The sequence below is a fragment of the Curtobacterium sp. MCSS17_006 genome, assembly GCF_003234215.1.
Taxonomy (GTDB): Bacteria; Actinomycetota; Actinomycetes; order Actinomycetales; family Microbacteriaceae; genus Curtobacterium; species Curtobacterium flaccumfaciens.
In genome coordinates, this window is sequence record NZ_QKSO01000001.1 from 35,112 (window position 1) to 55,384 (window position 20,273).

General features: G+C 71.2%; 22 protein-coding genes and 1 pseudogene. 9 read left to right on the forward strand and 14 right to left on the reverse strand.

Annotated features, from left to right (window positions below):
* Positions 1–159: 159 nt before the first annotated feature.
* Complete coding sequence (locus tag DEJ21_RS00190) at positions 160–1,515, forward strand: APC family permease (protein WP_111223337.1); 1,356 nt, start codon at positions 160–162, stop codon at positions 1,513–1,515.
* Positions 1,516–1,586: 71 nt separating this feature from the next.
* Here DEJ21_RS00190 and DEJ21_RS00195 read toward each other — a convergent pair whose 3' ends face one another.
* The 3 genes from DEJ21_RS00195 to hxlB all read right to left on the reverse strand — a co-directional run bounded on the left by DEJ21_RS00195 (position 1,587) and on the right by hxlB (position 3,631).
* Positions 1,587–2,309, reverse strand: coding sequence for an alpha/beta hydrolase (locus tag DEJ21_RS00195; RefSeq protein ID WP_111223338.1), 723 nt, complete (start codon positions 2,307–2,309; stop codon positions 1,587–1,589).
* A gap of 123 nt (positions 2,310–2,432) precedes the next feature.
* Positions 2,433–3,056 carry a 3-hexulose-6-phosphate synthase gene (hxlA, locus tag DEJ21_RS00200; RefSeq protein ID WP_071406215.1) on the reverse strand — a complete coding sequence of 208 codons (624 nt, stop codon included), beginning with the start codon at positions 3,054–3,056 and terminating at the stop codon, positions 2,433–2,435.
* A gap of 11 nt (positions 3,057–3,067) precedes the next feature.
* Positions 3,068–3,631, reverse strand: a complete 564-nt coding sequence (gene hxlB, locus DEJ21_RS00205; RefSeq protein ID WP_027466792.1) for a 6-phospho-3-hexuloisomerase — start codon at positions 3,629–3,631, stop codon at positions 3,068–3,070.
* Positions 3,632–3,741: 110 nt separating this feature from the next.
* Between hxlB and DEJ21_RS00210 the strand changes: the two genes are divergently transcribed.
* Positions 3,742–4,587: a LuxR C-terminal-related transcriptional regulator gene (locus DEJ21_RS00210; protein ID WP_071406217.1), complete on the forward strand. Its 846-nt coding sequence runs from the start codon at positions 3,742–3,744 to the stop codon at positions 4,585–4,587.
* Here DEJ21_RS00210 and DEJ21_RS00215 read toward each other — a convergent pair.
* The 7 genes from DEJ21_RS00215 to DEJ21_RS00245 all read right to left on the reverse strand — a co-directional run bounded on the left by DEJ21_RS00215 (position 4,571) and on the right by DEJ21_RS00245 (position 12,949).
* Positions 4,571–5,089: a helix-turn-helix domain-containing protein gene (locus DEJ21_RS00215; protein WP_027466794.1), complete on the reverse strand. Its 519-nt coding sequence runs from the start codon at positions 5,087–5,089 to the stop codon at positions 4,571–4,573. The two genes, DEJ21_RS00210 and DEJ21_RS00215, sit on opposite strands and share 17 nt — an antisense overlap.
* A 96-nt stretch (positions 5,090–5,185) precedes the next feature.
* Positions 5,186–5,869 (reverse strand): response regulator, encoded by a 684-nt coding sequence (locus tag DEJ21_RS00220; RefSeq protein WP_027466795.1) that lies wholly within the window; start codon positions 5,867–5,869, stop codon positions 5,186–5,188.
* Positions 5,866–8,358, reverse strand: coding sequence for an ATP-binding protein (locus DEJ21_RS00225; protein WP_111223339.1), 2,493 nt, complete (start codon positions 8,356–8,358; stop codon positions 5,866–5,868). Before DEJ21_RS00225 ends, DEJ21_RS00220 begins: the two co-directional genes overlap by 4 nt.
* A 121-nt stretch (positions 8,359–8,479) precedes the next feature.
* The gene (gene kdpC, locus DEJ21_RS00230) at positions 8,480–9,079 is read right to left on the reverse strand and encodes a K(+)-transporting ATPase subunit C (protein WP_111223340.1); all 600 of its coding nucleotides are present in this window, start codon (positions 9,077–9,079) and stop codon (positions 8,480–8,482) included.
* A gap of 2 nt (positions 9,080–9,081) precedes the next feature.
* On the reverse strand, positions 9,082–11,181 hold the full coding sequence (kdpB, locus tag DEJ21_RS00235) for a potassium-transporting ATPase subunit KdpB (protein ID WP_111223341.1): 2,100 nt from the start codon (positions 11,179–11,181) through the stop codon (positions 9,082–9,084).
* Positions 11,178–12,860, reverse strand: a complete 1,683-nt coding sequence (gene kdpA / locus DEJ21_RS00240; RefSeq protein ID WP_111223342.1) for a potassium-transporting ATPase subunit KdpA — start codon at positions 12,858–12,860, stop codon at positions 11,178–11,180. The genes kdpB and kdpA overlap by 4 nt, the downstream gene beginning before the upstream one ends.
* The gene (locus DEJ21_RS00245) at positions 12,860–12,949 is read right to left on the reverse strand and encodes a potassium-transporting ATPase subunit F (protein WP_017887940.1); all 90 of its coding nucleotides are present in this window, start codon (positions 12,947–12,949) and stop codon (positions 12,860–12,862) included. The genes kdpA and DEJ21_RS00245 overlap by 1 nt, the downstream gene beginning before the upstream one ends.
* A gap of 343 nt (positions 12,950–13,292) precedes the next feature.
* On the opposite strand from DEJ21_RS00245, the gene DEJ21_RS00250 reads away from it, so the two are divergent.
* The gene (locus DEJ21_RS00250) at positions 13,293–14,342 is read left to right on the forward strand and encodes an Abi family protein (protein ID WP_111223343.1); all 1,050 of its coding nucleotides are present in this window, start codon (positions 13,293–13,295) and stop codon (positions 14,340–14,342) included.
* Here DEJ21_RS00250 and DEJ21_RS00255 read toward each other — a convergent pair.
* Positions 14,278–15,234: a YafY family protein gene (locus tag DEJ21_RS00255; protein WP_111223561.1), complete on the reverse strand. Its 957-nt coding sequence runs from the start codon at positions 15,232–15,234 to the stop codon at positions 14,278–14,280. The genes DEJ21_RS00250 and DEJ21_RS00255 overlap by 65 nt on opposite strands.
* Before the next feature lie 62 nt (positions 15,235–15,296).
* Between DEJ21_RS00255 and DEJ21_RS00260 the strand changes: the two genes are divergently transcribed.
* Positions 15,297–15,716: a VOC family protein gene (locus DEJ21_RS00260; protein WP_111223344.1), complete on the forward strand. Its 420-nt coding sequence runs from the start codon at positions 15,297–15,299 to the stop codon at positions 15,714–15,716.
* 19 nt (positions 15,717–15,735) lie between these two features.
* Here the strand turns inward: DEJ21_RS00260 and DEJ21_RS00265 are convergent, their stop codons facing one another.
* Positions 15,736–16,548 (reverse strand): putative RNA methyltransferase, encoded by an 813-nt coding sequence (locus DEJ21_RS00265; protein ID WP_111223345.1) that lies wholly within the window; start codon positions 16,546–16,548, stop codon positions 15,736–15,738.
* A 34-nt stretch (positions 16,549–16,582) separates the two neighbouring features.
* Here DEJ21_RS00265 and DEJ21_RS18505 point away from each other — a divergent pair.
* The 5 genes and pseudogenes from DEJ21_RS18505 to DEJ21_RS00285 form a co-directional block, all read left to right on the forward strand.
* Positions 16,583–17,008, forward strand: a pseudogene (locus DEJ21_RS18505) (SDR family NAD(P)-dependent oxidoreductase); the annotation flags it as partial.
* Between the two features lie 128 nt (positions 17,009–17,136).
* On the forward strand, positions 17,137–17,397 hold the full coding sequence (locus DEJ21_RS18510; protein ID WP_258374838.1) for an SDR family oxidoreductase: 261 nt from the start codon (positions 17,137–17,139) through the stop codon (positions 17,395–17,397).
* A 49-nt stretch (positions 17,398–17,446) separates the two neighbouring features.
* Positions 17,447–18,067 carry a hypothetical protein gene (locus tag DEJ21_RS00275; RefSeq protein ID WP_111223346.1) on the forward strand — a complete coding sequence of 207 codons (621 nt, stop codon included), beginning with the start codon at positions 17,447–17,449 and terminating at the stop codon, positions 18,065–18,067.
* Between the two features lie 51 nt (positions 18,068–18,118).
* A complete protein-coding gene (locus tag DEJ21_RS00280; protein ID WP_111223347.1) occupies positions 18,119–19,057 on the forward strand; it encodes an aldo/keto reductase family oxidoreductase in 939 nt (312 codons plus the stop codon).
* A gap of 37 nt (positions 19,058–19,094) precedes the next feature.
* A complete protein-coding gene (locus tag DEJ21_RS00285) occupies positions 19,095–19,622 on the forward strand; it encodes a GNAT family N-acetyltransferase (RefSeq protein WP_111053683.1) in 528 nt (175 codons plus the stop codon).
* A gap of 112 nt (positions 19,623–19,734) precedes the next feature.
* On the opposite strand, the gene DEJ21_RS00290 is transcribed toward DEJ21_RS00285, so the two are convergent.
* Together DEJ21_RS00290 and DEJ21_RS00295 are read right to left on the reverse strand one after the other, a co-directional pair.
* Entirely contained in the window at positions 19,735–19,947 is a 213-nt protein-coding gene (locus DEJ21_RS00290; protein ID WP_139179591.1) for a hypothetical protein, read from the reverse strand.
* 64 nt (positions 19,948–20,011) lie between these two features.
* Positions 20,012–20,242 (reverse strand): hypothetical protein, encoded by a 231-nt coding sequence (locus DEJ21_RS00295; protein WP_111223348.1) that lies wholly within the window; start codon positions 20,240–20,242, stop codon positions 20,012–20,014.
* Between the last annotated feature and the right edge of the window lie 31 nt (positions 20,243–20,273).

Consider the following 20,273-nt stretch of genomic DNA (forward strand, 5'->3'; position numbering starts at 1 on the left):
CGAGTCTAGGACCGCTCCAGTCCGGACGTTCCGACGCGCCGCACCCTGTGGAGAGAGTTCCCCGACCGCTCCGCTGTGCAGGGAGGACCCCGGCCACGGCGCACCTGTGAGGCCTCTGAGACACACCCCGGCACGCTGACCCGGACGAAAGGCGCCACCATGACCAGCGACACCACGGCCGCACCCCACGACAGTACCCAGTCGAAGCTCCGCCAGGCGATCACCGGCCCGCTGCTGTACCTCTTCATCCTCGGCGACGTGCTCGGCGCCGGCATCTACGCCCTGATGGGGACCCTGTCGAAGGACGTCGGCGGTGCACTCTGGGCACCGCTCGTGCTCGCGCTGCTGCTGGCCCTGCTCACCGCGGGTTCGTACGCCGAGCTGGTCACGAAGTACCCGAAGGCCGGTGGCGCCGCGGTCTTCGCCGAGCGCGCGTACAAGTCGCCGATCGTCTCGTTCCTGGTCGGTTTCAGCATGCTCGCGGCCGGCGTCACGAGCGCCGCCGGACTGTCGCTCGCCTTCGCCGGCGACTACCTCGGCACCTTCGTCGACCTGCCGCCGGTCCCCACCGCGATCGTCTTCCTCGCCCTGATCGCGTGCCTGAACGCCCGGGGCATCTCCGACTCGCTCAAGAGCAACGTCGTCATGACGATCATCGAGGTGTCCGGCCTCGTCATCGTGATCGTCGTCGTCGCGGTGATGCTCGGCGGTGGCGGCGGTGACGTCTCGCGCATCGGGGAGTTCCCTGCCGAGGCGAACCCCGCGCTCGCGACCCTGAGCGCAGCGATCGTCGCCTACTACTCGTTCGTCGGCTTCGAGACCTCTGCGAACATCGCGGAAGAGGTCCGCGAACCCCGCCGCGTCTACCCGAAGGCCCTGTTCGGCGCCCTCGCCACGGCAGGCGTCGTCTACGTCCTCGTCGCGCTCGCCAGTTCCGTCGCCCTGCCCGCGTCCGAGCTGTCCGAGTCCAGCGGCCCGCTGCTCGCGGTCGTCTCCGCCACCGGCGTCCCGATCCCCGACTGGGTCTTCAGCCTCATCGCCCTGGTCGCCGTCGCGAACGGCGCGCTGCTCACGATGATCATGTCGAGCCGCGTGACCTACGGCATGGCCGAGCAGCGGCTCCTGCCCGCCGTGCTCGCGAAGGTCCTGCCGAACCGGAAGACCCCGTGGACCGCGATCGTCGCCACCACGATCGTCGCGATGCTCCTGACCCTGGTCGGTGACGTGGGCGTGCTGGCCGAGACCGTCGTGCTCCTGCTGCTCTTCGTGTTCATCAGCACGAACGTCGCCGTCCTGGTGCTCCGCCGCGACCACGTCGAGCACGACCACTTCCGGGTCTGGACGTTCGTCCCGGTGCTCGGGGTGCTGTCGTGCATCCTGCTGCTCACGCAGCAGAGCGGACAGGTGTGGCTCTACGCCGCGATCCTGCTCGCCGTCGGCGTGGTCCTGTACTTCGTCGCCCGGTTCACCGGGCGCCGTTCCGGACGCGACCACGAGGCGGGCGTGATCCACTGACGTCACGTCCCACGGGCCTCCAGGCAGACCGTCTGGAGGCCCGTAGTGCGTCCGCCGCTCCGCCCGCGTGATCAGCGCAGGTCGCGCACCCAGGCCTCGATCGCGTCCGAGATCTGCTGGCGGGCATCAGCACGACTGATGGTCGCCGTGCGGTCGCCCGGCTGGTCGCCGTAGGCACCGAAGTCGGCGTGGTTCGACCCCTGGATCTCGGTCATGGTGGCGGTCGACGGCAGCTTGTCCCGTGCCGCGTCGACCTTGGCCGGTGTCGACAGGCCGTCCCGCGAACCGGAGACGCTCAGCACGTCGATGTACGAGCGGCTGATGTCGTTCGCGCAGTAGCTGCCGAGCAGCAGCAGGCCGTCGGCGTCCTCGGCGAGCTGGCACGCGCGGACCCCGCCCAGGGAGTGTCCGCCGACCGCCCAGCGTGCGACCGAGGGCGCGTGGGCCTCGAACGTGTCGAGCGGCCGGGTGTCGAAGAACGCGAGGTTCAGCGTCGGCTTCGTGATGACCACCGTCGTGCCGTTGGCGACCACCTGCCGGAACGTGGCCATGTAGGCGTACGGATCGACCTTCGCGCCGGGGATGAAGACGATCCCGACCCCGTCGGCGTGGCCGGTCGGGGTCATCACCACCGAGTCACCGGCGTCCCGGACCGCGATCCGGTCGTCGCGCCAGACCTGCAGGGCGGCGCTGCGGGTGCCCTGCATGACGATGTGCGCCCAGACGAGGAACACCACCGCGATCAGCACGACGACGGCGACGATCCAGGTGGTCCAGCGCAGCGCTCGGTTCATGTGGCCACCGTACGGCGCATCAGGACGGCGGCGTTCGCTTCCTGAGCAGGAATGGTCGGGTGCGACGTGCACACCCGACCATTCCTGCTCACGATGTCGCCCGGGGCGGGCGACCGAGACGCGCTACTTGATGGCGGCGCGGATCTCGGCGGCTGCTGCGCCGACGTCCGAGGCGCTGTAGATCGCGCTGCCGGCGACGGCGATGCGGGCACCGGCCTCCTGCACCGAGGCGACCGAGGACGCGTTCACGCCGCCCGCGATCGAGAACGGGACGCCCGAGTCCTTGCCGGCGTCGAGCAGGGTCGAGAACGTGAAGCCCTCTTCCGCCTGCTCGTCGAGCCCGGCGTGGACCTCGACGAACTCGGCGCCGAGCGCGACGACCTCACGGGCACGGGCGGCCTTGTCGGAGACGCCGATCAGGTCGACGACGATGCCCTTGCCGTGCTTCTTGGCGGCCTTGACGGCGCCGACGATCGTCGAGTCGCCGGCGACACCGAGGACGGTGACCAGGTCGGCACCGGCCGAGAAGGCGATGTCGGCCTCGAGCTCACCGGCGTCCATGGTCTTGAGGTCGGCGAACACGATCTTGTCGGGGTGTGCTTCCTTGATCGCGGTGACGGCGGACAGGCCGGCGCTCTTGATCAGGGGCGTGCCGAGCTCGAGGACGTCGACGTGCGGCGCGGCCGCGGCGGCGAGCTCGAGGGCGGCTTCGGTGGTCAGGGTGTCCATGGCGAACTGGAGCTGCATGGGTGTGCCTTTCATTCGAGGTTGGCGTGACGGGGCCAGAGGTCGTCGGCGGACTGCCCGCCTCGGGCCCACAGGGCGTGGAACACGGCGTCGCCCACCAGGGCGACGGCCTGTTCGAAGAGGCCACCGGCGTACTGGGCCGAGGCGGTGCCGGAGCGGTCGGTCTTCGTCGCGGCGGGCAGCACGATCGTGACGTCCGCCAGCTCGGAGAGCGGGGAGTCGTCGGTGGTCGAGAGCGCCACGACCGATGCGCCGACCTCGTGCGCGGTGCGCGCGGCCTGCACGATGCCGGTGGTCGTGCCGGAGCCGCTCGCGACGAGGAGCAGGTCACCCGGTCGGATGGCCGGGGTGGTGACCTCGCCGACGACGTGCGCGTCGAGGCCGAGGTGCATGAGGCGCATCGCGGTCATGCGGAGGGCGAGTCCGGAGCGACCGGCGCCGTGGACGAACACCCGGTCGGCGCCCTCGATCAGGTCGAGTGCGCGCTGGGCCGGGGCGTCGTCGAGGCGGGCTGCCAGGTCGCCGACCTCGCGGACGACCAGGTCGAGCGCTGCGGAGACGGTGGTTGCTGCCATGCCCTCGATCCTTCCGTCGCACGCCCCGGCACGCCGCTACCCGCCCCGGCAGGAACCCCATCCCATCGGGTGGGCCCGTCCGCTCGGGTGGGACGGGTACGGTCACGTCCATGGACGCATCGGTCGACACCCTGGAGGCCCGGGGCGGCTCCGCCATCCGGCTCGCGGCCGCCGAGCACGCCCGCACGGTCGCCGAGCAGGCGGACCGGCACGCGCTGACCCTCGAGTCCGTCCTCGCCGTGCTCCGGTCGTCGCGGGTCACCGACGCGGCCGCCCGGGCCGAGGCCGTCGAGATCGCCTCGGCCGCCCTCGTCGACCTGCGCACCGTGACCGATCAGCAGCGGAGCACCCTGCTCGAACCCGTCACCGGCGCGTTCTCGCGGTTGCGCGCCGACCTGCGGCCGCTCGTGCGCTTCGGGGACCTCGACGTGCAGTTCGTCGAGCCGCCGGCCACCGGCCGTGCGCTCCCGGGTGACGTCGCCCACGCGGCCCGGGCGATCGTCCGGACCGCGGTGCTCGCCCTGGTCGACGACGGTGCGGCGAAGCGGGTGCGCATCCAGTGGGACTGCGACGGCCGGAACCTGCTCATGCAGCTCCGCGACGACGGCTCCGGGACGCTCGACGTGCACGACGACGCCATGCGGCCGATCGCGGAGCGGGTCGTCACGCTCGACGGGCGGGTGCAGGTCGCGAGCACGCCCGGCTGGGGGTCCGTGCTCGACATCTCACTGCCGCTCGACCCGCGGCCGACCGAGGTGGACGCGGTCGACGACGGCGACCTGACCCCGCGGGAGCGCGACGTCCTGCGGCTCGTGGCGACCGGTGTCGGCAACCGGGAAATCGCCGAGGGACTCGGCATCAGCGTCAACACCGTGAAGTACCACGTGGCGAACCTGCTCCGGAAGCACGGCGCCCGGACCCGGGCCGAGCTCGCGGCGTTCAGCTCCCGGGCGTGAACCGACGGGACCGCGACGAGGCGTCCCGACGAGACCGCGACAACGGGTACCGACGGTCGAGCGCGGGCTCGACGACGGTCGCCATCAGGAACTGGGAGAGCAGCCGCCCACCCGCCCAGTAGATGGGGATGACGAAGATCGCGGCACCCGGCCAGATGCGCGAACCGATGAGCGCCAGGGTGCCGAGCGTCACGACGATGCCGACACCGGAGTACAGGTACTGCCAGCCGCGCGAAGCAGCGTCGCGCTGTGCCTGCTCCCGCTCGGCGCGCTCGTCGAGACCGCGCACCCCGGGGTCGAGCGACGCCGGCTCCTCGGTGGCGAACAGGTCGCGCACGGGGACCTCGAGGGCCGTGGCCACCGCGGACAGCGACTCGAGGCTCGCGTCGTTGCCGCTCTCCATCCGTTGCACCGTCCGCACGGCGATGCCGCTCGTCTCGGCCAGTCGTTCCTGGGTCCAGCCCCGCAGTCGTCGGAGTTCACCGATCCGCATCTCGTTCATGTCCTGAACAGTAGGGAACCGCGGAACGGCGCACCACGACAGGGACCCGCCACCGACACGACAGCTTCCCGCCAGTCCCCCGACAGCGGCGCTCGCCTACGCTCCGGGGGCGAAGCGGTAGCCCATGCCGGACTCCGTCACCAGGTACCGCGGGTGCGCGGGGTCGGGCTCGAGCTTCCGCCGCAGCTGGGCCATGTAGAGGCGCAGGTACCCGGAGTCGTTGCCGTGCGTCGGCCCCCAGACCTCGGTCAACAGCATCTCGCGGGTCATCAGCCGGTCGGGGTTCGTGACCAGGACCTCGAGCAGGCGCCACTCGGTGGGCGTCAGGCGGATCGCGGGGCCCTCGGCCGGGGTGACCTGCTTCGCGACGAGGTCCACGAGCAGCGGTCCGATCGCGATCGTCGGGGTCTCCTCCGACGCCACCACCCGGCGTCGTCCGAGTGCCCGCAGCCGGGCGAGGAGCTCGTCCATCTGGAACGGCTTCGTCACGTAGTCGTCGGCACCGGCGTCGAGCGCGTCGACCTTGTCGGACGAGTCAGTCCGGCCCGAGAGCACCAGGACGGGCACCTGCGACCAGGCCCGGACGCCCTCGAGCACCCCGATGCCGTCGAGCCGGGGCATGCCGAGGTCGAGCAGCACCAGGTCGGGGCGCTCGGTGATGACGGCGTCGATCGCCTCGCGCCCGTCCCGAGCCGTGACGACGTCGTACCCGCGCGCCGAGAGCGTCACCGAGAGGGCGCGGACGAGCTGCGCGTCGTCGTCAGCGATCAGGACCTTCATCGGATCTCCACTCCCACGTGCCCGGCGATCGGCAGCCGCACCACGACGGTGAGCCCACCGCCCGGGGTGTCGTCGACCTCGATCGTGCCGCCCATGCCCTCGGTGAACCCACGCGCCAGGGCCAGGCCGAGCCCGAGGCCGGTCTCGTTGTCGGTGTCACCGAGCCGCTGGAACGGCTGGAACACCTCGTCGCGGCGGTCCTCGGGGATCCCGGGGCCGTGGTCGGCGACGCGGAGTTCCACCCCGCCGGCGAACGCGCTCGCGGCAACGCGGACGTGGGTGCCGTCCGGGGCGTACCGGGCGGCGTTGGCGAGCAGGTTCACGACGACGCGCTGCAGCAGGACCGGGTCGGCGAGCACCGGCGGCAGGTCCGCGGGCAGGTCGAGGTCGACGTCGTCAGGGCCGAGCTCCAGCTCGTCGAGGGCAGGGGCGACCACCGTCTCGAGCGCGATCGCCGCCGGGGTGACCGCGAGGACACCGGCCTGCACGCGGCTGACGTCCAACAGGTCTGCCAACAGCACCGCCAGCTGACCGAGGCTCTCGTCGGCGGTCGCGAGCAGCGCCTCCCGGTCGGCCCGTGACAGGTCGATGTCGGGCGCACGCAGCGTCTGCACGGCGGCGGAGGCCGCGGCGATGGGGCGGCGCACGTCGTGGCCGACGGCCGCGAGCAGCGCGCTCCGGACCCGGTCGGCGGCGGCGATTCGCTCGGCGCCGACGGCGGTGCGTGTCAGCTCGCGGTGCTCGACGGCGGCGTCGAGCTGCTGCTCGACGACCCGCAGCAGCCGGCGCTGGGTCGGGTCGTCGGGCGCACCGGCGAACTCGAGCACGGCACCCGACGCCAGCGTCGTCGACGCGTCCGGCGTCGCACCGAACTCGCCGGAGGTCGCCGGCACCTCGTCGCCCTGGCGGATCCGGACGCCGGCGAAGCCGAACGCCTCTCGTGTGCGGTCGAGCAGTGCCTGCAGGGCGTCGTCGCCGCGGAGCACGCTGCCGGCGATGCCCATCAGGAGCCCGGACTCGGCCGAGGCCCGACGGGCAGCGCGGGACCGCCGAGCAGACCGGTCGACCACGAAGCTGACCAGCACCGCACTGATCACGTACATGACCAGGGCGAACAGGTGCCACGGCTGCTGGACGGTGACCATGTAGAGGGGTTGCACGAAGAAGTAGTCGAGGCTCAGCCCGGACAGCACGGCCGTGAACACCGCCGGCCACATCCCGCCCACGAGCGCCACGACGAGGACGAGCAGCTGGTACGCCAGTACGTCCACCGTGATGGCGTCCGGATCGCTGCCGATCGACAGCACCCACGTGAGCAGCGGCCCGACCAGGACGGACAGCACGAAGGCGGCGACCACCCGGCCACGCGACAGGCTGCCGCCGAGCTTCGGCAGGGTGATCCCGCCGCCGGCGCGCTCGTGCGTGACGACGTGCACGTCGATGTCGCCGGACTCGCGGATCACGGTGTTGCCGATCCCCGGACCGGTGATCGCTGCAGCGAGCCGGCTGCGACGGCTGACCCCGATCACGATCTGAGTGGCGTCGATCGACCGCGCGAACCGCACCAGCGTGCTCGGCACGTCGTCGCCGACGACCTGGTGGTACGTGCCACCGAGCTGCTCGAGCAGGGTCCGCTGCTTGCCGAGCGCGCCGGGGTGCCGGACGCGCAGGCCGTCGTTCGTCGTCACGTGCACGGCGGCGAGCTCGCCGCCGGCACTGCGGGCGGCGATCCGGGCGCCGCGGCGCAGCAGGGTCTCGCCCTCGGGGCCGCCGGTCAGGGCGACGAGCACGCGCTCCCGGGTCTCCCACCGGTGCTCGATGCCGTGCTCGGCGCGGTAGGCCTTGAGCGCGTCGTCGACCTCGTCGGCGAGCCAGAGCAGGGCGATCTCGCGCAGTGCGGTGAGGTTGCCGAGGCGGAAGTAGTTCGACAGCGCGGCGTCGATCCGTGCCGCCGGGTACACGAGCCCGTCGGAGAGCCGTTCGCGCAGCGCTGCCGGGGCCAGGTCGACGACCTCGATCTGGTCGGCCGCGCGCACCACGGCGTCGGGGACGGTCTCGCGCTGCACGGTGCCGGTGATCTCGCGGACCACGTCGCCGAGGGACTGCATGTGCTGCACGTTGACGGTCGAGATGACGTCGATGCCGGCGTCCCGCAGTGCCTCCACGTCCTGCCAGCGCTTCTCGTTCGGGCTCCCCGGGGCGTTCGTGTGCGCGAGTTCGTCGACCAGCGCGACCTCGGGCGCCCGGGCGATGACGGCGTCGAGGTCGAGGTCGTCGAGGTCGACACCCCGGTGCGAGACGGTGCGCCGTGGCACGACCTCGAGCCCGTCCACCAGTGCCGCGGTGGCGGCGCGCTCGTGCGTCTCGACGACGGCGACGACCACGTCGCGACCCTCGTCGAGCAGCCGACGCCCCTCTTCGAGCATCGTGTAGGTCTTGCCGACACCGGGCGCCGCACCGAGCAGGACCCGCAGCTTCCCGCGCTTCACGTGCTCATCCTCTCGCGTCGGGGGGTCGGTCTCCGCAAAACACCGGTGTTCACCTGTCGCACCGCGGTCTGCGGGTGTTCGACGCGCGAGCACCGGTGTCTTGCGGAGGGGTCACCCACGGTCAGGACAGCTTCGCCAGGGCCAGGTTCAGCGACAACACGTTCACGACGGGCTCACCGAGGAACCCGAGCTGCCGCGACTCGGTGTGCGACGCCACGAGCTGCCGCACGGTGGCGACGGACAACCCCCGCGCCGAGGCCACTCGAGCCACCTGCTGGGACGCGTAGGCCGGGCTGATGTCCGGGTCGAGCCCCGAACCGGATGCGGTCACGGCGTCGGCAGGCACCTGCGCGGCGGGGACCCCGTCGGCCTTCGCCAGCGCCGCACGACGCTCCTCGACGGCCGTGAGCAGGTCGGCGTTGTTCGGCCCGAGGTTCGAGCCGGAGGACGCCCCCGCGTCGTAGCCGTCCCCGGCGGCGGACGGCCGCGACTGGAACCAGCGGTCGGCCTGCTTGCCGGTGAACGACTGCCCGATCAACGAGGAACCGACGACCTTGCCGGACGAGTCCGTGACCATCGAACCGTTGGCCTGGTCGTGGAACGCCGCCTGGCCGACGCCCCAGACGGCGAGCGGGTAGCCGACGCCCAGGACGACGGTGGCGACGAGGGTGAGGCGGATGGCCACACCGGCGGAACGGAAGGTGGAACGTGCAGATGCCATGACTAGAACCCCGGGATGAGACCGACCACGAGGTCGATCAGTTTGATGCCGATGAAGGGGACGACCACGCCGCCCAGCCCGTAGACGAGCAGGTTGCGGCCGAGGATCGACGACGCTGCGGCCGCGCGGTACTTGACGCCACGCAGGGACAGCGGGATGAGCGCCACGATGACGAGCGCGTTGAAGATGACCGCCGACAGGATCGCGGACGACGGGCTGTGCAGCCCCATGATGTTGAGCGCCGCGAGCCCGGGGAACGCCGCCTGGAACATCGCCGGGATGATCGCGAAGTACTTCGCGACGTCGTTGGCGATGGAGAAGGTGGTCAGCGCACCGCGGGTGATGAGCAGCTGCTTGCCGATGCGGACGACGTCGATGAGCTTGGTCGGGTCGGAGTCGAGGTCGACCATGTTCCCCGCCTCCTTCGCCGCCGTCGTGCCGGTGTTCATCGCGACGCCGACGTCCGCCTGGGCCAGGGCCGGGGCGTCGTTGGTGCCGTCACCGGTCATGGCGACGAGGTTGCCGCCCTCCTGCTCGCGCTTGATGTAGGCGAGCTTGTCCTCCGGGGTGGCCTCGGCGAGGAAGTCGTCGACGCCGGCCTCGTGGGCGATGGCGGCCGCGGTGCGCGGGTTGTCGCCGGTGATCATCACCGTGCGGATGCCCATCGACCGGAGCTCGGCGAACCGCGACGCCATGCCGTCCTTGACGACGTCCTTCAGGTGCACGACGCCGAGCAGGGCGACCGCGCCGTCGGAGGAGCGACGACCGACGACGAGCGGGGTGCCGCCCTGGTCGGAGATCTCCGCGACGGTCGCGTCGATGGCCGAAACCACACCGGCTTCGGTGGTGTCCGCCCAGGCGAGCACTGCCGCAGCGGCGCCCTTCCGGATCTGTGAGCCGTCGGGCAGGTCGAGACCGGACATGCGGGTCTGCGCCGTGAACGGCACCTCGACGGCGCCGTCCGGCAGGCCGACAGCGGCGCCGTCCTCGCGCGCCAGGTCGACGATCGAGCGCCCTTCAGGGGTCGAGTCCGCAGCGCTCGACAGGGCTGCCGCTTCCATCAGCGAAGCCTCGCTCACGCCCGGCACCGGCACCACGCGGGATGCCCGACGGTTGCCGTAGGTGATCGTGCCGGTCTTGTCGAGCAGCAGCGTCGTGATGTCACCGGCGGCCTCGACCGCGCGGCCCGACATCGCCAGCACGTTGTGCTGCACGAGCCGGTCCATGCCGGCGATGCCGATCGCGGAGAGCAGGGCTCCGATGGTGGTCGGGATGAGGCAGACGAGCAGGGCGATGAGCACCGGCACGCTGACCGTCGCACCGACGAGTCCCGCGATCGGCTGCATCGTCAGGCAGACGATCACGAAGACGATCGACAACGAGGCGAGCAGGATGTTCAGCGCGATCTCGTTCGGCGTCTTCTGCCGTGCCGCGCCCTCGACCAGGCGGATCATCCGGTCGATGAAGGTCTCGCCCGGCGTCGAGGTGATGCGCACCACGATCCGGTCCGACAGCACCCGGGTGCCGCCGGTGACGGCACTGCGGTCACCACCGGACTCGCGGATGACCGGTGCGGACTCGCCCGTGACGGCCGACTCGTCGACCGACGCGATGCCGTCGATGACGTCGCCGTCACCGGGGATGACCTCGCCGGCGACGACCACGACCACGTCGCCCTTGGCCAGGTCGACGGACGCGACCTCCTCGGTCTCGTTGCCGGTCGCGGCCGCGTCGGTCGTCGCGTACCCGAGCACCCGACGGGCGCTCGTGGTCGAGCGGGTCTTCCGCAGGGTGTCGGCCTGCGCCTTGCCACGGCCCTCCGCCACCGACTCCGCCAGGTTGGCGAAGACGACGGTGAGCCAGAGCCACACGGCGATCGCGATGGTGAACGCGGACGGCTCGACGACGGCGGCCACCGTCGTCAGCGCCGCGCCGACCTCGACGATGAACATGACGGGGTTCCGCCACATGAGTCGCGGATCGAGTTTCCGCAGGGCGCCCGGGAGGCCCGCCACCAGTTGGCGGGGTCCGAATGCGGACGAGCGGGTGGCCGGTTCCACGGCGGTGCGCGGTTCCGACTCCGTGGTCACGGGGGTGGTCATGACAGTCCTTCTGCGAGCGGACCCAGTGCGAGCACCGGGAAGTAGGTGAGTGCGGTGACGATGACGGCGACGCCGCCGAGCAGCCCGATGAACAGCGGGCGGTGGGTGGGCAGCGTGCCGGCGGTCTCCGGCACCCGGTCCTGCGCGGCGAGGGACCCGGCGAGCGCCAGGACGAACACCATCGGCACGAAGCGGCCGAGCAGCATCACGACGCCGAGCGAGGAGTTCATCCACGTGGTGTTCGCGGTGAGCCCGCCGAAGGCCGAGCCGTTGTTGTTCGCACCCGAGGTGAAGGCGTAGAGCAGCTCGGTCAGCCCGTGGTTGCCGGGGTTGAAGATCGACGTCCCGAGCACCTGTTCGCGGACCCCGGGGATCACGAGCGAGAGCCCGGTGGCCAGGAGCACGAGCGTCGGCGTGACGAGGATGTACAGCGCCGCGAAGGTCATCTCCTTGGCGCGGATCTTCTTGCCGAGGTACTCCGGGGTGCGACCGACGAGCAGGCCGCCGATGAACACCGTGATGACGGCGAGCACGAGCATGCCGTACAGGCCGGATCCGACGCCGCCGGGGGTGACCTCGCCGAGCATCATGTTGACGAGCGCCATCATCCCGCCGATCGGGGTGTAGCTGTCGTGCATCGCGTTGACGGCACCGGTGGACGTCGAGGTGGTCGCGGTCGAGAAGAGCGTCGAACCGAGGATGCCGAAGCGGCTCTCCTTGCCCTCCATCGCGGCCCCGGCAGCGTGTGTGGCGACACCGCCGCCGCCGAGTTCGGCGATCGACATGACCGACAGCGACACGAGGAAGATCGCGCCCATCACGGCGAGGATCGCGTACCCCTGGCGGTCGTCGCCGACCAGGCGCCCGAACGTGCGCGGGAGCGAGAACGGGATGACGAGCATCAGGAAGATCTCGACGAGGTTCGTCCACGCCTGCGGGTTCTCGAACGGGTGCGCCGAGTTCGCGTTGAAGTAGCCGCCACCGTTCGTGCCGAGTTCCTTGATCGCCTCCTGCGACGCGACGAACCCGTCCGGGATGTGCTGCGTGCCACCGATGAGCGTGGTGACGTCGGTGCCGCTCCCCCACGACTGGACGACCCCGCCAGCGACGAGCACGATCGCGAAGACGAACGCCCCGGGCAGCAGCAGTCGGCCGAGCCCGCGGACGATGTCCACCCACACGTTGCCGAGCGTGCCGGACCTGCGACGGGCGAACCCGCGCACCAGGGCCACGGCGACCGAGAGACCGACGGCCGCGGACAGGAAGTTCTGCACCGCCAGGCCGGCCATCTGCACCGTGTAGCCGAGGGTGACCTCGGGCGAGTAGGACTGCCAGTTCGTGTTCGCGACGAACGACGCCGCGGTGTTGAACGCGAGCGAGGGTCCGACGGCGGGCAGCCCGAGGTCGCCGGGCAGGACGACCTGGATGCGCTGCAGCAGGTAGACGAGCAGGAGCCCGGCGACGCTGAAGAGCAGCACGCCGCGCAGGTACACGGGCCAGGACTGCTCGGCGTCCGGGTCGACCCCGATCAGTCGGTAGACCCCGCGCTCGACCCGGTTGTGGCGGACGGGCGTGAAGACCTTCGCCATCCAGTCACCGAGCGGGCGGTACGCGACGACGAGCAGCAGGACGAGGGTGGCGACCTGGGCGATGCCCGCCCAGACGTCCGCGGCGCCCACTAGAAACGCTCCGGACGCACGAGCGCCCAGACGAGGTACACGACTGCGGCGATGCCGAGGACGGCGGCCGCGATGGTGATGCCGATCACAGCCGTTCCACCCCCTTGGCGATCAGTGCCACCACGCCGAACACGGCGAGGACACCGGCGACGACGAACACGTCGAACACGAGGGACTCCAGAAGATCTGCGGTGTCCGCGCCGGGTGACGCGGACCGGCACCACGAGTGGTGCCGAACCGATGCTGGATCCTGCGCCGGGCCTCCAGGCCGCTCCTAACGGATCCCTGACGCCGCCCTGGCGGACGCATGCACGCTCCTAACGCCTGTGGAGAGCGCTCGATCCCGTGACGCGGATCCTGGTAGAGTTTCGGTATCACGATCGGCCCGCTCGCCTCACGGCTCGGGCCGATTTTCTTGTCTCAGGGGGGCGCATGGAGTACGTGAAGCCGTGGCTCTCGATGGGTGAGCAGATCGAGAAGCTGGCTTCCAAGGGAGTCCGCATCGGTGATCGGGGCGTCGCGGGATCGGTGCTGCGCGAAGTCGGCTACTACCGACTCACCGGATACCTCTATCCCTTCCGTGAATCCTCGTTCGAGATCGACGACGACGGCCGTCGGCACATCGAGGTCCAGGACCGGTACCGAGCAGGGACGGAACTCGCCGCAGCCGAAGCACTCATCGCCTTCGATCGGAGACTCCGGCTCCTGGTGATCGAAGGTGTCGAGCGGATCGAGGTGGCCGTTCGGACACAGGTCGGCCACGTCCTCGGAGAGCATGCCCCCTTCGCTCACGAAGACGGATCCCTCTTCACCGAGGCGTTCACCGCACACCGGGCCGATGCGTCCGATGGCTCCAGCCCGCACACGGCTTGGCTACAGCGCGTCCGCGAACGGCAGGATTCCTCGGATGAATCGTTCGTCGCCCACTTCCGCACCAAGTACGACGACCGGATGCCCATCTGGGCACTCACCGAAATCCTCGAGCTGGGACACCTCGCTCGGCTGTACGGCGGTCTCCGGAACGACGTCGCCACCCGGATCGCCCGAGAGTTCGGCGTCCCGACCAAGAAGACGATGCTGAGCTGGCTCGCCTCGGTCAACTACGTCCGGAACGTCGCAGCACACCATGCGCGTCTGTTCAACCGGAAGCTGGTCGTGGTCCCGAAACGGCCGAGGTCCGGTGCGGTACCGCTCCTCGCACATCTCTCGGGAACCGATGCGCCGAAGCAGTTCGGTGTCTACAACACCTTGGCGGTGATGGCCTACCTGCTCAGATCGGTCCCGTCCGACCGCGACTGGGCCGAGCGCGTGGCCGCTCTCCTCGGGGCCTTCCCGAGCAACGAACACCTCGATCTCTCGTCGATGGGTGTCGGCGGCGGTTGGCTGGACCACGCGCTCTGGACAGGTCCCCCACTGATCACGCTGGGCGACGCGTGCCGGCCGCGCACAACCGGTCAGCGAGGTCTGCCACGGCCTCGATGAGCTCCTCCGGACCCGCGACGACGAAGTCGACCGCAAGTCCTGACACCACGCCCGCGAGCCCGTCCCACGACCACGATCCGAGGGTGACGCGGGCCCGGTCGTCCTCGAGCTGCTCGACCACGGCGTCCTCGGGCAGGTACGGCGCGATCCGCCGCGCATCGCCCGCTGTCGTGGTCACCGAACCGGTGCACGGCCACACGTCGTCGACCGCCGACCCCTTGAACCGCGCGGACACGAACGCGGCCGCATCGCCACCGGGGATCGGTTGCGGCGTGAAAGGGACGCGGGTGCGCATCCGGGGCGTGATCCGGTCGATGCGGTGCGTGCGCCAGTCATCGCGATCGGCATCCCAGTCGAGCAGGTACCAGCGGCCGTTCCGGGCGACGACGGCGTGCGGTTCCACCCGGTGCGGGGTCTCATCGTCGCCGTACCCGAAGCGGAACACCTCCTGCAGGTGGACGGCCTCGCTCACCGCCACCAGGACCTCCGGGTCGGTGGTGGTCCGGCTCGTCGGGGTCACGGCCTGCACCGCGTCGACCCGGGACCGCAGCCGCGCGGGCATCACCTGCCGAACGGTCGCCAGGGCGCGGGCCGCCGACTCGGCGACGTCGGCCCCCGAGGCCGGCGCCACGGCGAGCGCCAGGGCGATCGCCACAGCCTGGTCATCGTCGAAGAGCAGCGGGGGCAGGTCGGAGCCGGCCTCCAGCCGGTAGCCGCCGGCCGGGCCACGGAGCGCCTCGACCCGGTACCCGAGCCCGCGGAGTCGATCGACGTCGCGGCGGACGGTGCGGGGACTGACCTCGAGCCGACCGGCGAGCTCGTCGCCCGGCCAGTCGCGGTGCACCTGGAGCAGGGAGAGCAGCGCGAGCATCCGTGCGGAGGGTCCGGCCATGGCGTCCATCTTCGTCTGAGAAGCGGACATGATCTGACCGCATTGCCCGACATCCTCGTCCCATGAGCATCGAGACGACAACCCACCTCAACTTCGACGGCGACGCCCGCGCGGCGCTCGACTTCTACGCATCGGTCTTCGGCGGCGAGGTCACCGCCGCCACCTACGGCCAGATGGGCGCCCTGGACGACCCGGGCTGGGCGGACCGGATCGTCTTCGGGCAGGTCTCCACGCCCGCCGGCTTCCGTGTCATGGCCTTCGACGTCTGGCCCGGGCAGCCCTACGACCAGGGATCGAACGCCTTCTACGTGTTCGTGCACGGCGACGACACGGCCGAGATCGAGCGGTACTGGGCCGTACTGTCCGACGGCGCCGAGGTCCGGCAGCCCCTGGAACCCTCGGCCTGGGCACCGCTGGCCGGGCAGCTGCGCGACCGCTTCGGCGTGGTCTGGCAGCTCGACGTCGCCCCCGCTGGCGACTGATCCGTCCTGACGGTCGCGGTCAGCGCGTCGGCGTCCACGTCGACACGGTGACCGCGGCCGTCACCGTCGCCGGCTCGAACACGGCGTCCGCCGCGACGTGGTGGTGGCTCGGTCCCATGTGCACGACGTCGTGGACGTCCTCCGCCGACAGCTCCATGGACCACGTCAGGTCCTCGGAGGACCGCAGCGCGAACGACGGTGTCAGGGAGTCGTGCAGCCGGCGCTCCTTCTCCGGGTCCACGCTGATCGTCGCCTCGGCGAGTTCCGCCAGGTGGCCGGTCCGCGGGGTCACCACCGCGAGCACGCCGTCGACATGCAGGACGCGGGCGTACTCGGTCTGGTTGCGGGGTGCGAAGACGTCGAGCAGGACGGCGGCAGCGCCGTCGACGACCGGGAGGCGCTCGGTCACGTCCCCGACGACGGCCCCCGCACGCTCGTGGGCGCGTGCCGCACGCCGGATCGCGACGGCCGACAAGTCCAACGCGACCCCGAGCCTCCCGTCCGCCGCGCGCAGCGCATGCGCCAGGTAGGTCCCCGGGCCGGAACCGACGTCGAGCACGATGCCGGGCGCGGTGGCGTCCGCGACGATCGCGGCGAGCGCCCGCTCGACGGGCGCGTAGTGGCCGCGCCCCAGGAACCGCAGCCGCGCGTTCACCATCTCCGGGGTGTCCGCGGTGAGTGCGCGCCGCTTCGCGGGCAGGAGCGTCAGGTGGCCCTGCTTCGCCTCGTCGAACCGGTGACCGTTCGGGCAGCCGACCTGGCCGCCGTCGACGCGGCCGAGGGGCTCGGCGCACACGGGGCAGGCGAGCATCGGCAGCAGGTCGTCACGCACCGGCCCAGCGTACGGGCCTCGGTAGCCTGACCGGATGTCGCTGCAGCAGCTCTTCGGCCTCGACGGCCGCATCGCACTCGTGACGGGAGGCAGCTCCGGCATTGGCCGAGCGATCGCCACCGCACTCGCCGACGCGGGTGCCCATGTCCTCGTCGCCGCCCGGACGGCCGCGACCATCGACGCCACCGTCGCCGGCATCCGCCAGGCGGGCCGCTCGGCCGACGGCATCGTCGCAGACCTGTCCTCCCGCGCTGGCGCACACGCACTCGCGGACGCCGTCGGCGACGTCGACGTGCTGGTGAACTCCGCCGGGATCAACCTGCGGCCGCCGATGCCCGAACTCGACGAGGCGACCTGGGACGCCACGATGGCCGTCAACCTCGACGCGCCGTTCGTGCTCGGGCAGCGGCTCGCACCCGGCATGGCGGCCCGTGGGTACGGGCGGATCGTGTCGATCAGTTCGCAGCAGGCCCACCGCCCCTTCGCCGCCAGCGGCGCGTACGGGGTCTCCAAGGCCGGTCGGGGCCCCGCCGCCGGTTCCGGACCGACGCGCCAGCGGCGGGCCGGCCGTGCCGGTGGGGAGAGGCGTTGGCCCGGTCCCAGGCAGAGGCCTGGTCCGCGCAGGGGGTCACCTCCAACGTCCTCGTCCCCGGTTTCGTACGCACCCCGCTCAATGAGCGACTCGGGTCCGACCCGGCGACGGTGGCGGCCCTCGCCGCACGGACGCTGGTCGGCCGGAACGGGCTGGCGTCGGACTTCGCCGCGGCGGCGGTGTTCCTCGCCGGACCCGGGTCGGCCTACGTCACCGGGCAGTCCATCGCGGTGGACGGCGGGTTCTCCGTCCACTGACCTCGAGGTGCGCCGACGGCAGGGTGCTGCGCGGCAGTACGGTCAGGACATGGCAGTCATCGAGCAGGCAACGCTCCGCCCTTCCAAGGCCGAGGCGCTCGCCGCCTGGCTCCCCGACCAGGCGTGGAGCGGCGTCGTCGCGGGAGCGCCGCTCGAGGTCGTCGGGCAGTTCCGGTTCGACGACCCCGCTGGCGAGGTCGGCATCGAAGTGCTGCTCGTCCGCACCGACGGCGGCCGGGTCCTGCAGGCGCCACTGACCTACCGGGACGCACCGCTGCCGGGTGCCGACGCGTTCCTGGTGACCGAGATGGACCACTCCGTGCTCGGGCGACGGTGGGTGTACGACGCGGTGGGCGATCCTGTCCATGCCGACGTGCTGCGCCGGGCGATCGTCACCGGTGGGCACGAAGCGGAGCTCGAGTTGGCCAACGGTGCCGGACAGCGGCCGAAGGACGCCTGGGCCCGCGGGAGCGGCTCCGCATCCGACTCCCCCACGATCACCTCGGTGCGAGCGACCACTGCGGACGCCCTGACGTCGATCGCGACCGACCACGGCACGATCGTCATCGCTCGGGTCGTCGGTACGGCCCTGCCCGAGGGCGAGACGCTGACCGGGACGTGGACGGACGGCTCCGAGGTGCTCGCCGTCCTGCTGCCCGAACGCGCCTGAGGTACTGGCAGGGCCTGCCTGCACCGGGGACCGGCTGGCAGGATCGAGGGCGTGAAGACACTGGAGTTGCCACAGACAGACCTCACCGCCTCCGACGTCGTCGTCGGGCTGATGCGGATCAACGACATGAGCGACGAGGACATCCGTTCGCTCTACAGCGCCTCGCGCGATGCGGGCGTGAACATGTTCGACCACGCCGCGGTGTACGGCGAATGGCACGGCTGCGAGCAGCGGTTCGGCGCGGCGGTCACGCTGTCGCCCGCGGAACGCGCCGAGATCGTGCTGCAGACCAAGGTCGGCATCCGACCGACGCCGAAGGGCGCCTACTTCGACTTCTCGTACGAGCACATCCTCGAGTCCGTGCACGAGTCGCTCGAGGCACTGCAGACCGAGTACGTCGACGTCCTGCTGCTGCACCGCCCCGACGCCCTGGTCGAGCCGGAAGAGGTCGCGAAGGCCTTCGACGAGCTGCACGCCGCCGGCAAGGTGCACCACTTCGGCGTCTCGAACCACACCCCCGGCCAGGTCGACCTGCTCAAGAAGCACGTCCGCCAGCCGCTCGCGTTCAACCAGGTGCAGCTGAGCATCACCCACGCCAACGTCATCTCGCAGGGCCTGACCGCGAACATGGGCGGCCTCGAGCAGTCGGTCGACCGCGACAACGACATCCTCAACTACTCGCGCATCAACGACATCACGCTGCAGGCCTGGTCGCCGTTCCAGAAGGGCTTCTTCGACGGCGTCTTCCTGGGCGACCGTGAGCAGTACGCCGAACTGAACGACGTGCTCGAGGAGGTCGCCGCCGCACACGGTGTCACCCCGACCGGCATCGCGGTCGCGTGGATCACCCGCCACCCCGCGCACTTCCAGGTCGTCCTCGGCACCACGAACCCGCAGCGTGTGCGGGACTCAGCCGCCGGCTCGGACGTCGAGCTGTCGCGCGAGGAGTGGTACCGGATCTTCACCGCGGCTGGACACACCGTTCCCTGAGCAGGAACGGCCCGGTCGGGTCGGGCAGGGTGGGGTCGTGCTCCACGATCTCGCCCTACCCGTCCGCCTGACCACCCGCTCCGGCGAACTGACGCTGCGGAACGCGGTGGACGAGGACCTCGATGCGCTCATGGCGCTGTTGTCCGACGACCCGATCAGCGCCGCACGGGGTGACGTCGCCGCGCCGGAGGACCGTCCGCAGTACGCCCAGGCACTCCGGTCGATCGTGGACGACCCGGCGAACGCGCTGCTCGTCGCCGAGGACGCCGACGGACGGCTCGTCGGGACGCTGCAACTCACCCGGATCCCCGGGATGGCTCGTCGTGGTGCCACCCGACTGCTCGTCGAGGCGGTGCGGGTCAGCAGTGCGCTGCGCTCCGGCGGCATCGGGAGTGCGCTGATGCGCTGGGTGACCGACGTCGCGGCGCCGGCCCTCGGGACCCCGCTCGTGCAACTCACCTCGGACGCTGCACGGACCGATGCGCACCGGTTCTACGAGCGTCTCGGCTTCACCGGCTCGCACGTCGGGTTCAAGTACCGGGTCCCCGACCCTTCCGCGCGCTGACGTTCTTTCCCAGAACGCGTGCGATGCAAGGTGCTTTCGGGCGTACCTGGTGAAAAGTTTCGACCAGGTATGCCCGATTCGACCAGGTACGCCCGATTCGACCAAGCGCGCGCTAGTCGTCGGAGGCGGAACCAGCAGACCTCGGCGTCGGCACGTTCACGTCGACCGGGGACACCCCGGCGGGATCGGCGGAGGCGCCACCCACGACGTCGAACGAGATCCCGAGCATCGCCGGGTCCTCGTCGAGTTCGAGCCCGTCCTGACGGACCTGGTCCTCCGGGATTGCACGGCCACCGGACGGGTCCCACGAGTTCGCGATCGACATGCGCACGAGCATGCCCGAGCCGCTTGGCAATCGCCCAAGAAACCCCGGAGGACCCCCGGAACGGTCAGAGGTCGCCCGGGTGGAGCCGCTCACCGGCGTGCGGACGCCGGAACACCGGGCCGCCGCCGGCCTCGTCCTCGTCGTGGTGACTGACGGGCGAGACGCTCGGGTCGGCGGAGTCGTCGCCGACGTCGGCGCCGCGGTCCTCCTCCATCTCGAGCTCGGACTCGTCCCTGCCGTCCACGGGGATGGACCGGCCCTGCTGTTCGGGATCGAACGGTGCGCTCATCGACATGGGGCGAGCATGCTCCCGCTCGGTGAACGCC